Annotated in this window: 8 protein-coding genes; all 8 read right to left on the bottom strand. The window is 63.7% G+C overall.

Features of this window, described 5'->3' with window-relative positions; all coding sequences use genetic code 11:
• Window positions 1–9 precede the first annotated feature (9 nt).
• Window positions 10–1,353 (bottom strand): dicarboxylate/amino acid:cation symporter, encoded by a 1,344-nt coding sequence (locus J2X19_RS18510; RefSeq protein WP_310375384.1) that lies wholly within the window; start codon window positions 1,351–1,353, stop codon window positions 10–12.
• A gap of 27 nt (window positions 1,354–1,380) precedes the next feature.
• Window positions 1,381–2,328 carry a lipoyl synthase gene (gene lipA / locus J2X19_RS18505; protein WP_310375382.1) on the bottom strand — a complete coding sequence of 316 codons (948 nt, stop codon included), beginning with the start codon at window positions 2,326–2,328 and terminating at the stop codon, window positions 1,381–1,383.
• Window position 2,329: 1 nt separating this feature from the next.
• Entirely contained in the window at window positions 2,330–4,624 is a 2,295-nt protein-coding gene (locus tag J2X19_RS18500) for an NADP-dependent malic enzyme (RefSeq protein ID WP_310375380.1), read from the bottom strand.
• A 34-nt stretch (window positions 4,625–4,658) separates the two neighbouring features.
• Window positions 4,659–5,459 carry an alpha/beta fold hydrolase gene (locus J2X19_RS18495; protein ID WP_310375378.1) on the bottom strand — a complete coding sequence of 267 codons (801 nt, stop codon included), beginning with the start codon at window positions 5,457–5,459 and terminating at the stop codon, window positions 4,659–4,661.
• An 11-nt stretch (window positions 5,460–5,470) separates the two neighbouring features.
• Window positions 5,471–7,225 carry a dihydrolipoyl dehydrogenase gene (gene lpdA / locus J2X19_RS18490; RefSeq protein WP_310375376.1) on the bottom strand — a complete coding sequence of 585 codons (1,755 nt, stop codon included), beginning with the start codon at window positions 7,223–7,225 and terminating at the stop codon, window positions 5,471–5,473.
• A gap of 13 nt (window positions 7,226–7,238) precedes the next feature.
• Window positions 7,239–8,834: a dihydrolipoyllysine-residue acetyltransferase gene (locus J2X19_RS18485; RefSeq protein ID WP_310375374.1), complete on the bottom strand. Its 1,596-nt coding sequence runs from the start codon at window positions 8,832–8,834 to the stop codon at window positions 7,239–7,241.
• Between the two features lie 8 nt (window positions 8,835–8,842).
• A complete protein-coding gene (gene aceE, locus J2X19_RS18480) occupies window positions 8,843–11,515 on the bottom strand; it encodes a pyruvate dehydrogenase (acetyl-transferring), homodimeric type (protein ID WP_310375373.1) in 2,673 nt (890 codons plus the stop codon).
• A gap of 524 nt (window positions 11,516–12,039) precedes the next feature.
• Window positions 12,040–14,166, bottom strand: a complete 2,127-nt coding sequence (locus J2X19_RS18475; protein ID WP_310375371.1) for a glycoside hydrolase family 31 protein — start codon at window positions 14,164–14,166, stop codon at window positions 12,040–12,042.
• Window positions 14,167–14,349: the final 183 nt, after the last annotated feature.

Here is a 14,349-nt window from a genome sequence, read left to right as displayed (position 1 = left end):
GGCAACGCGTCAGCGCACCGGCCCTGCAGACATGTGGGTTTCCACCACATCGAGCACCTCCTCCGGCTCGTCGGCCTCGGCGCTCGCGCCCTGGTCAAGATGCCGACGCATGCGCTCGGTGTCAAGGTCACCGGTCCACTTAGCGACCACCAGCGTGGCCACACCGTTACCAATCAGATTGGTCAGCGCACGGGCCTCCGACATGAATCGGTCGATTCCCAGGATCAAGGCCAGGCCGGCCACCGGCACATGGCCAACAGCCGACAACGTCGCCGCGAGCACGATGAAGCCACTGCCGGTGACCCCTGCCGCGCCCTTTGACGTCAGCAGCAGTACCAATAGCAGTGTGATCTGGTGCGTGATGTCCAGAGGCGTATTGGTGGCCTGGGCAATGAAGACGGCCGCCATGGTCAGGTAAATTGAGGTGCCGTCCAGATTGAACGAGTAACCCGTGGGAATCACTAGGCCGACCACCGACTTCTTGGCGCCAAGGTTCTCCATCTTGACCATCATGCGCGGCAGCGCTGCCTCGCTCGACGATGTGCCAAGCACAATCAGCAGTTCTTCTTTGATGTACTTGATGAACTTCCAGATGCTGAAGCCATGGGCTTTGGCGATGCCGCCGAGCACGATAAAGATGAACAGTAAGCAGGTGATGTAGAACGTTGCCATGAGCTGGCCGAGTTGTAGCAACGAGCCAACGCCGTATTTCCCGATAGTGAAAGCCATCGCTCCGAAGGCTCCGATGGGCGCCACCTTCATGATGTAACCGACGATGGAGAACAGCACATGCGAAAACTTCTCTATGAAGTCGAACACCAGGGTGCCACGGCCACCGAACTTGTGCAACGCAAATCCGAACATCACAGCAAACAGCAGCACCTGCAAGATCTCACCCTTGGCGAAGGCGTCGACCACCGTGCTGGGGATAACGTTGAGTAGGAAGTCGGTGGTCGAAGCCATCTTTCCAGGCCCTGTGTAAGCGGCGATGGACTTGGCATCGAGCGTACTCGGGTCGATGTTCATGCCCACCCCCGGTTTCACCAAGTTGATGATCACCAGACCGACGACGAGTGCAACGCTGCTGACAATTTCGAAATACAGTAAAGCCAGGCCGCCGGTCTTGCCGACCTTCTTCATGTCTTCCATGCCGGCAATACCGACTACCACGGTGCAGAAGATGATAGGCGCGATGATCATCTTGATCAGCTTGATGAAGCCGTCGCCCAGTGGCTTCATTGCTTCACCCGTTTGTGGGTAGAAATGGCCGAGAAGCACCCCCACGACGATGGCGGTAATCACTTGAAAGTACAGGGACTTGTAGAAAGGCTTGGATACGTTTTGATGGTCCACGGATGTCTCCTAAGTTGATCTTCTGGTTCAGATGCCGGCCGCATGGGCCTGCCGGTCGGCGTGATAACTTGATCGCACCAGCGGCCCGCAGACAGCGTGTGCAAAACCCATGGCGCGCGCCTGTGCGGCGAGCCGATCGAACTGCTCCGGCGCCACGTAACGCTGCACGCTAAGGTTGCCGGGCCGTGGCTGCAGGTACTGGCCCACCGTCAGCATGTCTACGCCATGCAGGCGCAGGTCATGCATGACTTCCAGCACTTCCTCGTCGGTTTCGCCCAGGCCCAGCATCAGGCCCGACTTGGTCGGCACATACGGGCAGCGCTGCTTGAACGACTGCAGCAGGCGCAGCGAGTGGCCGTAGTCCGCACCCGGCCGCGCCTGGCGGTACAGGCGCGGCACGGTTTCGAGGTTGTGGTTCATCACGTCCGGCGGACTGGCCGCCAGAATGTCCAGCGCCAGCGTGGCCCGGCCGCGAAAGTCCGGCGTCAGCACCTCGACGCGGGTGGCGGGCGACTGCCGGCGTATGGCACCGATACACTCGGCGAAATGCGCCGCCCCGCCATCGCGCAGATCGTCGCGGTCGACGCTGGTCACCACCACATAGTTCAGGCCGAGCCGGGCCACGGTGTCGGCCAGGTGCTGCGGCTCCAGTGGGTCGGGTGGCTGGGGCCGGCCATGGGCCACGTCGCAGAACGGGCAGCGGCGCGTGCACAGCGCGCCCAGCACCATGAAGGTGGCTGTACCCTTGCCAAAGCACTCGCCGATGTTCGGGCACGAGGCCTCTTCGCACACGGTGTGCAGCTTGGCCTCGCGCAGAACGCGCTTGACCGTATGGAAGTTCTCGGCCTGCGACAGGCGCACGCGGATCCAGTCCGGCTTGGGCAACGGCACAGCCACCTCCACGCGGATCGGAATGCGCGCGGTCTTGGCTTCACCGCGCTGCGGCGCGGTTATGACAGCTTCACTCGCTGCCATATCAATCGATCGCGTGCGTTGCCGTGCGCTGCAGAGCCGCATCGACCACGGCCAACGCCGTCATGTTGACGATGCGCCGCACCGTCGAGGACGGCGTCAGGATGTGCACCGGCCGCGCCGCGCCCAGCAGGATGCCGCCCACGGTGATGCCGCTGCCGGCGGCGATGCGCAGCAGGTTGTAGGAGATATTGGCCGCGTCGACATTCGGCATCACAAGCACGTTGGCTTCGGTGCTGAGTCCCGAGTCAGGGAACTCGTGGTCGAGTATGGTCTTGGACAAGGCGGCGTCGCCGCGCATCTCGCCTTCCACCGCTAGCTGCGGATCGCGCGCCCGGATCAGGCCCAGGGCGGTGCGCATCTTCACTGCGGACGGAGCATCCGAGCCGCCGAAGCTGGAATGCGAGAGCAGCGCCACACTTGGCGTCACACCGAAGCGGCACACCGCCTCTGCGGCCAGCAAGGCGATCTCGGCCACCTGCTCGGCATCGGGATCGCGGTTCACATGGGTGTCGCAGATGAACAGCTGGCGCCCAGGCAGCATCAACATCTGCATCGCCGCCATGGTCTGGCTGCCCGGGCGCAGGCCGATCACGTCGCGTACATGGCGCAGATGGTCACCGTAGCTGCCGAAAGTACCGCAAAGCATGGCGTCGGCGCGCCCCTGGCGCACCAGCATCGCGGCCAGCAGGGTGCAGCGGCTGCGCATCTCGGCGCGCGCCACCGCTGGCGAGACGCCATCGCGTCGCTTCAGTTGGTAGTAGTCGTCGGCAGCATCGCCGTAGACATGTGGGTCGAGCAAATTAATGGCCTCGCAGTCCTTGCCGAGCTCGATGCGCAGACCAAACTGGGCGATACGCTGGGCGATGACGTCGGGGCGCCCGAGCAGCAGCGGCCGCGCCAGCCCTTCGTCCACCACCACCTGGGCGGCACGCAGCACGCGCTCGTCTTCACCTTCGGCATAAACCACGCGCTTTGGCGCGCGCTTGGCGGCGGCGAACACCGGCTGCATGCTGCTACCCGATTGGTAGACAAACTGCGACAGCTGCTGCCGGTAAGCGAGCAGATCGGCAATCGGCCGCTGCGCCACACCGCTGTCCATCGCCGCCTTGGCCACCGCCGGTGCCACCACCTCGATCAGGCGCGGGTCGAAAGGCTTGGGGATCAGGTAGTCGCGGCCGAAGCGCAGGCCGACCGTGCCATAGGCCTGGGCCACGGTCTCCGGAATCTCCACCAGCGCCAGCTCGGCAATAGCGCGCACAGCGGCCAGCTTCATCTCCTCGTTGATGGTTGTCGCACCTACATCGAGCGCGCCGCGGAAGATGAACGGGAAACACAGCACGTTGTTCACCTGGTTCGGGTAGTCCGAACGGCCGGTGCCGATGACGGCATCGGGCCGCGCTGCCAACGCCTCCTCGGGCATGATTTCCGGAGAAGGGTTGGCCATTGCCAGGATGATCGGGTCCCGGGCCATGGTCTTGACCATCTCGGGCTTAAGCACACCGCCAGCCGACAGGCCGAGAAAGATGTCGGCACCTTCGATGATGTCGCCCAGCGTCCGAGCGCTGGTGTTCTGCGCGTAGCGGGCCTTGTTCGGGTCCATGCCTTCGGTGCGGCCGATGTAGACCACGCCCTTAGCATCGCTGACATAGACGTTTTCGCGCCGCACGCCCAGGCTCACCGCCAGGTCCAGGCAGGCCAGCGCCGCGGCACCCGCACCCGATGCCACCAGCTTGACTTTGGCGATGTCCTTACCCACATGCTTGAGGGCGTTCAGGATCGCCGCCGCCGCCACGATAGCCGTACCGTGCTGGTCGTCGTGGAACACCGGAATCTTCATGCGCTCGCGCAGCTTGGTTTCTATGTAGAAGCACTCGGGCGCCTTGATGTCCTCGAGGTTAATACCGCCGAAAGTCGGCTCCATGCGGGCGATGGTGTCGATCAGCTTGTCGGGGTCGAGCTCGTCGAGTTCTATGTCGAACACGTCAATACCGGCGAACTTCTTGAACAGGCAGCCCTTGCCTTCCATTACCGGCTTGCCGGCCAGTGGGCCGATGTTGCCCAGGCCCAATACCGCCGTGCCGTTGGTGATCACCGCCACCAGGTTATTGCGCGCCGTCAGATTGCCCGCTTCGCGCGGGTCTTCGACGATGGCCAGGCAGGCCTCTGCCACGCCGGGTGAATAGGCCAGACCCAGGTCGCGCTGCGTGACCATGGCCTTGGTAGGCATTACCGAGATCTTGCCCGGTGTCGGATAGCGGTGGTAGTCAAGTGCGGCTTCCCGCAGATTGTCGGTCATGGTTTTGTCTCCGTTCTTCTCAAAGGTGATGGATTCAGCGTGTAACAGTGGCGTGCACTTCGCTCAGCCAGTCGTGCAAACCGCACAGCAACGCCTGCGGCTGATCCGCGTGTACCCAGTGACCGGCATCGGGGATACGCCCGAATTCAGCCTCTGGAAATAGCGCCAGGATGCGGGCTTGCGATTCCTTTCGCACGTAGTCAGACTCTTCTCCGCTCAGAAACAACGCCGGTCCCTCGTAGCATTTGTGCGGCAACGCCTCCGGGAATGCGCACAAATCCGGCATACAGACGGCCGTAGCCATCAAATTGAGACGCCAGTCAAAACGTTCGTTGTGGCGCCGCAAGTTCTGCATCAGAAAGTTCTGCGAGATATCTGGCCGCAGGCTGCTTGCCAACGCTTCGCGGAACTGCCGGCGTGCTGCTGCCGCCGCCGCGGCCAAATCCAGGCTGCGCATGGCCGTTACATAGGTGGAAAATTGTTCGGCATAGTGTTCCGGGGCGATGTCGATCACAGCAACGCCGCCGACGAGTTCCGGATGGCTCAAGGCCAATGTCATAGCGGTCTTGCCGCCCATGCTGTGACCGACCAGCATCGGCCGCTGCAGCCGCTCTCGTTCGATCAGTACCTTCACGTCCAGCGCCATCTTGGGGTAGGACATGTTGTCCGACCAGGGCGAAGCGCCATGGTTGCGGGCATCGGGCAGGTAGACGCGGTAGCGGGTGGCCAACGAGCGCGCAACCTCGCTCCAGTTGCAGCCGGCGCCGAACAGGCCGTGCAGGATCACCACAGGTCGCCCCGCTCCCAGGGCCTCACAGGCTAGCTCGATGGGCATGGTGCGGTGGCCTATTTCTTTTTCACCGGAGGCAGATCGGTGCAATGGCCCTCGAAGACCTCGGCCGCCATGCCGATGGATTCCCCCAGCGTCGGGTGCGGGTGGATGGTCTTGCCGATATCGGCCGGCTCGCAGCCCATCTCGATGGCCAGGCAGACCTCGCTGATCAGGTCGCCCGCATGCGTGCCAACGATGCCGCCACCGATCACGCGGTGCGTGGCTTCGTCGAACAGCAGCTTGGTGAAACCCTCGTCGCGGCCATTGGCGATAGCCCGGCCCGACGCGGCCCAGGGGAACACCGCCTTGCCGATCTTGATGCCCTCGGCCTTACACTGTTCCTCGGTCTTGCCGGCCCAGGCCACCTCAGGGTCGGTATAGGCCACCGACGGAATCTGCCGCGCGTCGAAGTAGGCGGCCTCGCCATGCGCGACCTCGGCCGCCACATGGGCCTCGTGCACCGCCTTGTGCGCCAGCATCGGCTGGCCGACGATGTCGCCGATGGCGAAGATGTGCGGCACATTGGTGCGCATCTGCTTGTCGACGTTGATGAAGCCGCGATCGGTGACGGCCACGCCAGCCTTGTCGGCGGCGATCTTCTTGCCATTCGGGCTGCGCCCCACGGCCACCAGCACCAGGTCGTAAAGTTGCGGCTCGCTGGGCGCCTTCTCGCCTTCGAACTTGACCTCGATGCCGGCCTTGGTCGCCTTGGCGCCGACAGTCTTGGTCTTCAGCATCACGCTGCCGAAGCGCGGCGCGTTGACCTTCTCCCAGACCTTGACCAGGTCGCGGTCGGCGCCCTGCATCAGGCCATCGAGCATCTCGACCACGTCGATGCGCGTGCCCAGCGTGGAATACACCGTGGCCATCTCCAGCCCGATGATGCCGCCGCCGACCACCAGCATGCGCTTGGGGATGCTTTTGAGCAGCAGCGCGCCGGTGGAATCGACCACGCGCTCGTCCACGGGCATGAAGGGCAGCTTCACCGCCTGCGAACCGGCGGCGATGATGGCCTTGGCGAACTTCACGACCTTCTTCGCACCGCCCTCGCCCAGCACTTCGAGGTGATACGGGTCGAGAAAGCTGCCGACGCCGGTGACGACCTCGACCTTGCGCGCCTTGGCCATGCCGGCCAGGCCGCCGGTGAGCTTCTTGATCACGCCGTCCTTGAAGCCGCGCAGCCCATCGAGATCGATTTCGGGCGCGGCAAACTTGATGCCGTGGTGGCCCAGGTTCTTCACCTCGTCCATCACGCTGGCGGTGTGCAGCAGCGCTTTCGACGGGATGCAGCCTACATTCAGGCAAACCCCGCCCAGCGTGGCATAGCGCTCGACCAGCACGGTCTTCATGCCGAGGTCGGCGCTGCGGAAGGCCGCCGAGTAGCCGCCGGGGCCGGCGCCAAGCACCAGCACCTCGCATTCGATGTCGGCCTTGCCAGCGTAGCTGCCAGCCTTGGGGGCGGGCGCGGCGGCAACCGGCGCAGCCGCTGCGTGCGCTGCAACCGGTGCCGGTGCGGTTGCCGCGGCACCCGCCGCCTCGACCACCAGGATCACCGAACCTTCGCTGACCTTGTCGCCGAGTTTGACCTTCAGCTCCTTGACCACGCCGGCATGGGTCGACGGAATCTCCATCGAGGCCTTGTCGGACTCGACCATGACCAGACCGGTATCCACGGCGATCACCTCGCCGGGCTTGACCAGTAGCTCGATGATCGCGACATCCTTGAAGTCGCCGATGTCCGGGACTTTGACTTCCACTGTTTGAGACATGGGAGGGTTTCCTTCAGAACAGCACGCGCCGCAGATCGGCGAGCACGTTGGCGAAATGCACGTTGAAGCGCGCGGCGGCGGCGCCATCGATCACGCGGTGGTCCCACGACAGCGACAGCGGCAGCGTGAGCCGCGAGGTATAGGTCTTGCCGTCGCTGGAATGCTGCTTCCAGTAGCTCTTGCAGACGCCCATGATGGCCACCTCGGGCGCGTTGATGATGGGCGTAAAGTAGATGCCGCCGATGCCGCCCAGCGAGCTGATGGTGAAGGTGCCGCCCGACATCTGGTCGGGCTTGAGCTTGCCTTCGCGCGCCAGCTTGGCAAGCTCGCCCATCTCCTTGGCGATCTCGGGCACGGTCTTCTTGTCGACGTCGCGGATCACCGGCACCATCAGCCCGTTCGGCGTGTCGGCGGCGAAGCCGATGTGCCAGTAGTTCTTCAGCACCAGGGCGTCGCCATCGAGGCTGGCGTTGAACTCGGGGAACTTCTTCAGCGCCGAGACTGCGGCCTTCATCATGAAGGGCAACATGCTGAGCTTGACGCCCGACTTCTCCAGCTCCTTGTTCATCTGCACGCGGAACTGCTCGAGCTCGGTGATGTCAGCCTCGTCGTGCGTGGTCACGTGCGGGATCACCACCCAGTTGCGGTGCAGGTTGGCGCCGCTGATCTTCTTGATGCGCGACAGTTCCTTGCGCTCGACCGGGCCGAACTTGGCGAAGTCCACCTTGGGCCAGGCCAGCAACTCGAGCCCGCCGACGCCGACGCCCGCGGGCGCGGAAGCAGGCTTGGCTGCGGCCGGTGCGGTAGCTGCGCCGCCGCCCTTGGCAAAGGCCTCGACGTCGGCGCGCACGATGCGCCCATGGTCGCCGCTGCCGCTGACACGGCCCAGGTCCACGCCGAGTTCACGTGCCAGCTTGCGCACCGCCGGTCCCGCATAGGCCAGGGCAAACGCGGCTTCGTTGACCGAAGCGCCAACGGCGACGCTGGCCTGCGCCGGGGGCGCGACAGCGGCGGCGGCCGTGGGCGCCGTTGCGGCGGCGCTCGGCGCATCGCCGGTGGCCAGCAGCAGCACCACCGAGCCCTCGCTGACCTTGTCGCCAATCTTGATGCGGATCTCCTTGACCACGCCGGACAGCGGCGCCGGCACGTCCATCGTGGCCTTGTCGGATTCCAGCGAGACCAGCGGGTCCTCGGCCTTCACCGTGTCGCCCACTTTCACGAAGATTTCGATGACCGGCACGTCCTTGAAGTCACCGATGTCGGGCACACGCACCTCGGCCAGGCCGGCCGGCGCGCTCACCGCCGATGGCGGCGCAGTCACGCTGGGCTTGGCGGCTTCGGCGGGCGGCGCCACCGCGGCAGCGCCGCCTTCGGCCTCGAACTGCATGATCACGGAACCCTGGTTGACCTTGTCGCCCAGCTTCACGCTGATGGCCTTGACCACGCCGCCGCGCGGCGCGGGCACGTCCAATGTGGCCTTGTCGGATTCGAGCGAGACCAGCGGGTCTTCGACCTTCACCATGTCGCCCACCTTGACGAAGATCTCGATCACCGGCACGTCAGAGAAGTCGCCGATGTCGGGTACTTGGATGTCGATTGAATTGCTCATATTGCGTCTCACACAGTCCAGGGGGCGGCACGCTCGGCGTCGAGCCCGTATTGCTTGATCGCGTCGGCAACGACGCTTGGCTTGATCACGCCGTCGTCGGCCAGCGCCTTGAGTGCGGCCACGGCCACGTGCCAGCGATCAACCTCGAAGAAGCGGCGCAGCTTGCGCCGGTAGTCGCTGCGGCCGAAGCCGTCGGTGCCCAGCACGGTGTAGCGCCGGCCCGCGGCCTGCACGTATTCGCGCACCTGGTCTGCGTAGTTGCGCATGTAGTCAGTGGCGGCAATTACCGGCCCCTCGTGCCCTTCCAGGCACTGCTCGACGTGGCTCTTGCACGCCGGCTCGGTGGGGTGCAGCCGGCTCCAGCGCTCGGCGGCCATGCCGTCGCGGCGCAGCTCGTTGTAGCTGGTGGCGCTCCACACGTCGGCGGCGATGCCGAAGTCGGCCTTCAGCAACTCGGCCGCGAACATCACCTCGCGCAGGATGGTGCCGCTGCCCATGAGCTGCACGCGCAGGCCCTTCTTCGGTGTCTTGCCGCCGTCGCTGAGCTGGTACAGGCCCTTCAGGATGCCCGCCTCGCTGCCTTCGGGCATGCCGGGGTGCGGGTAGTTTTCGTTCATCAGGGTGACGTAGTAGTACACGTCTTCCTGTTCGGCATACATGCGGCGCATGCCGTCGCGGATGATGGTGACCACCTCGTAGGCGAAGGTCGGGTCGTAGCTGACGCAGTTGGGAATCGTGCCGGCCAGGATGTGGCTGTGGCCGTCCTCATGCTGCAGGCCTTCGCCATTCAGCGTGGTACGCCCGGCCGTGCCGCCCAGCAAGAAGCCGCGGGCCCGGATGTCACCGGCCAGCCAGGCCAGGTCGCCGACGCGCTGCAGGCCGAACATCGAGTAGTAGATGTAGAACGGAATCATCGGCACGTTGTTCGTGCTGTACGAGGTGGCCGCCACGATCCAGCTGGACATGGCGCCGCCTTCGTTGATGCCTTCCTGCAGCACCTGGCCGTCTTTCGATTCGCGGTAGTACATCAGCTGGTCGGCGTCCTGCGGCTTGTACAGCTGGCCCAGCGACGACCAGATGCCGAGCTGGCGGAACATGCCTTCCATGCCGAAGGTGCGCGACTCGTCGGGCACGATGGGCACCACGTGCTTGCCGATCTGCTTGTCGCGCACCAGGGTGCCGAGCATCTGCACAAAGGCCATGGTGGTGGAGATCTCGCGCTCGCCGGTGTCCTTGAGCAGGCGCTCGAAGCTGGCCAGCGGCGGGATCTCCAGCGCGGCCGACTTCTGCCGGCGCTGTGGCAGATAGCCGCCGAGTGCGGCGCGGCGCGCGCGCAGATACTGCATCTCGGGGCTGTCTTCGGGCAGCTTGATGAAGGGGATGTTGGGCAGGTCCTCGTCCGACACGGGGATCTGAAAGCGGTCGCGGAAGCCACGCAGCGCGTCCTGCGTCATCTTCTTGGCCTGGTGGGCGATCATCTGGCCTTCGCCCGATTCGCCCATGCCGTAGCCCTTCACGGTCTTCGGCAGGATCAAGGTCGGCTGGCCGGTGTGCTTGACGGCCGCAGCGTAGGCGGCAAACACCTTCACCGGGTCGTGGCCGCCACGCGTCAGCCCCCAGATTTCGTCGTCGCTCATGTCGGCCACCAGCGCGCGGGTTTCGTCGTACTTGCCGAAGAAATGCTCCCGCACATAGGCGCCACTCTTGCTCTTGAAGTCCTGGTATTCGCCGTCGACGCACTCCTCCATGCGCTGCAGCAGCTTGCCGCTCTTGTCCTTGGCCAGCAGCGTATCCCAGCCGCCGCCCCAGACGATCTTGATGACGTTCCAGCCGGCGCCGCGGAACACCGATTCGAGCTCCTGGATGATCTTGCCGTTACCGCGCACCGGACCGTCCAGGCGCTGCAGATTGCAATTGATGACGAACACCAGGTTGTCCAGATTCTCGCGGCCGGCCAGCGAAATCGCGCCCAGTGATTCAGGCTCGTCCATCTCGCCGTCGCCCATGAAGGCCCACACCTTGCGCGGCGTGGTATCGGCCAGTCCACGGCCATGCAGATACTTGAGAAAGCGCGCCTGGTAGATGGCCATCAGCGGGCCCAGGCCCATGGACACCGTAGGGAATTGCCAGAAGTCGGGCATCAGCCAGGGGTGCGGATAGGACGGAATGCCCTGGCCATCGGTCTCCTGGCGGTAATTGAGTAGTTGCTGCTCGGTCAAACGCCCTTCGAGGAAGGCCCGCGCATAGATACCGGGCGAACTGTGACCCTGGATGAACAGCAGGTCACCGCCATGGGTCTCGGTGGGTGCGTGCCAGAAGTGGCCGAATCCGATGTCGTACAGCGTGGCTGCCGACTGGAAGCTGGCGATGTGGCCGCCGAGCTCCGACGAATCCTTGTTGGCCCGCAGGATGATGGCCATTGCGTTCCAACGGATGATGGAGCGCAGGCGGTGCTCGATGTCGCGATCGCCGGGCGACTTCTCCTCGTTCTCGGGCGCGATGGTGTTCTTGTAGGCCGTGGTCAGGGACCGCGGCACATACACCCCATCGCGTCGGCCTGCGTCGACCAGACGGTTCAGCAGGAAGTTGGTGCGTTCACTGCCGCGGTGCTGCTGAACAGCGCCTAGCGCGTCCAGCCATTCGCTGGTCTCGATAGGATCATGGTCACCCATCATGGTCATGTGTTGTCTCCTGTGTCATGGCCTTGTCTCGCATCGGGCGATGCGGCTGGCCATGCTGTAGAGCAACCCTTGTGCCACCTCAAAATGGCTGAAAAAATAGACCTAAGCTATTGATTTTTAAAGAAGTAAGCAACCTACCGGATGAACCGATGGACGACGATCCGGACCTAGACACAAGCCAGCATCCGATACGCCGGACCGGCATATGCATAGAAACCCTGAACTCGACATAGCGCATCAGCTGGCATACAGCGCCGGGAGCGCTATAGCAGTTGCGCTCACCAACTGGGCAGGCAGCTCATAGCCTTACAAGCATCGTTCAGAAGGCAACTGGTTGCAAAATCGACCACTTTCGCTTTCGAAGCCGCATATGTGGCTATATATTCGCCACCGGTTAATTTCCACGCAAACCTGACCCGCAAGGGGTCACTTCTGGATGGAAATCAACACCCTCTCCCGATATCGCGGCCTACGAGCCCCCCAGAGGGTGATGCGAGTGCGTGCCGGCCTGGACCCGCAGACATTCAGAACCCGCGGGTCTCTACCACCGGGTCGTCGAAACGCGGCATTTGACCCGGTTCGGGCTGAGCACACGGAATGGCCGCGCCAGCACGGGCGAACAACGGCAAGCGCTCGAGCGGCGCGTCAACGATGTGCCACTGCCCGCTTGCGAAAGCTGCGCCGGTTTCGAAATCAAACCACTGCTCGCCGTCAGCCAATGCCGGCATGTAGACCCGCCGCGTGGTGGCGCCCTCCTCAACCACCGGGGCCACCAGCAATGAGCGGCCCAGCATGAAATCATCGCAGTCCTCCAGGCACTGCGCATCATCCGGAAAATCGTAAAACGTCGGCCGAATGATCGGCTCGTGGTGTTGGCTGGCGCGTTCGAACAGCGACCACAGGTAGGGCATCAGGCGGTAGCGCAACTCAATCGCCTGACGGATGGCCGGTGTCACCTCCGGGTACATCCAGGGCACGCTACTAACGCCACCGGCCTTCCACGAGTTGACGATCGCACGTGGGTTCAAGCAACAGGCTTGCACCCAGCGAAGAAAGAGCTCCGGCTCGGGCATGGGGCCGTGGAAGCCGCCAATGTCGTGGCCAATATTGAACATACCCGACAGGCTCATTTGCAAGCCCATGCGCAGATTCCAGCGCAAGGTGTGCCAGCTGGTGGTGTTGTCGCCGGTCCAGGTCTGGGCATAACGCTGAATGCCGGGCATGCCGCCCCGGGAGACGGTATAGACCTGTTTGTCCTTGGCGCGCTCCTGCTGTGCCTCAAACGTGGCGCGCGTCATGAGCAGCGGGTGGAGCGCGCGTGCGCGATGCATGGGAATGGGCCGCCCGAATCCCGCACATTGCGCATCCTCGTCCTGGATCGAATACTCGTTGTTGTCATTCCATCCCACGTCGATACCGTAGTCCAGCACCTGCTGCTTCAGCCCGTCCTGCCACCAGCGGATGGCTGCTGGCTGGGTGAAGTCCAGGTGCGAACCCACGCCGTCCCAGAAGGGTTCGACCACCGGTTCTCCGGTGCGAGAGTCGGCCACGAACGCACCCTTTGCCTTGACCTCCTCGTAGGCCGGGTGGTCGTCCAGCAGACACGGCTTTAGGTTGGCAACCACGTGCATGCCATGGTTGTGAAACTTTGCGTTCAATGCCTTGGGGTCGGGAAACTTGTCGTGGTTCCAGGTGAACACATAGCGCCGCTTGCCACGGCTGGAATAGCCAGACCCGTAGTGAAAGGACGAAATCGGAATGCGGTTGGCGACAGCCTCGTCGATGAACGCCGTTAAACGCGCCTGGGCATCGAGCTGGTCGGTCAGCCCCATTGCCGTTTGTGCAAAGCCCAATGTCCAGCGCGGTGGCAGGTGACTTCCACCAATGAGCCCCACGAACTGCGAAATAACCTCGGCCGGGGTGCGACCGACCATCAGGTAGTAGTCCAAATCACCGTCTTCAATCTCCACATAGCGGTAGAAGTCGTGGTAGTTGTCGTGTTCACAGCCGAGATCAAAAGTGCAGTTGGCCAGCGTGTCGTAGTAGATGCCCACCCATTGCCCATTGGCCGCGCGGCTCATCACGAAAGGCCAGTGCTTGTAGAGCGGATCGCCATGTTCCGGGTCGTAGCCCATCGAGTCAAATGCCGCAGTCCGCAAGCGCCGCCCGTGCAGGTTGAGCGGGCCGGTCTTGTCACCCAAACCATAGTAGCGGTCGGTGGTGTGGCGCTCCAGGTAGTGGCGCACCAGGCCACCGCGCGATTGACGCAGATAGGCCGTGGTCTTGCGGTCGTTCACTACCGGCGTCTCGGCCCCAAAGGCATGCCATTGCAGGCGCAGCGGCGCAACGCTCAAAGTGACGGTGAGTTGTTCCGTACCAAAGCGGCTTTGACTGGCGTGCGTGACCGGAAGCTGGAAGCCAGACCCATCATCACGCTCACGCCCTTCCCACGGCACGTCGGTGCCGGGCTGTGGGGCGATGGCCCAGGTCCGCGGCTCGCGCCAGCCACCGACCGGGCAAAGCGTTACCCGCGCCATGGTTGGCGAAACAAATCGCACGCTCATTTCGGCGCCATCGTCGAGCCGGGCGCGAGCGATGCGGGTGTTGTCGTCTCCCTCAAGGGACCAAAGTTCGGTGCTCCACGGTTTCATAGCTTTGCTTTCACTTTCATTAAATGGTTAAGGTACTGATCACTGAGGTATGCAGAACGAATACGGGGGTTAGGTGAAGCTGTGGGGTTTACAACCGTAGGCCGTTGGAATCAAAGCAGTGCAGCTGCTCCGGCGGTGCGCTGACGCACACGGTGTCGCCGCGCTGGATGGTGGTCTGGCCGT

Source organism: Rhodoferax ferrireducens, from assembly GCF_031458075.1.
GTDB lineage: Bacteria > Pseudomonadota > Gammaproteobacteria > Burkholderiales > Burkholderiaceae_C > Rhodoferax_B > Rhodoferax_B ferrireducens_A.
Note: the sequence above shows the minus strand (reverse complement) of the source record. Positions and strands in the feature narration are given on the sequence as shown.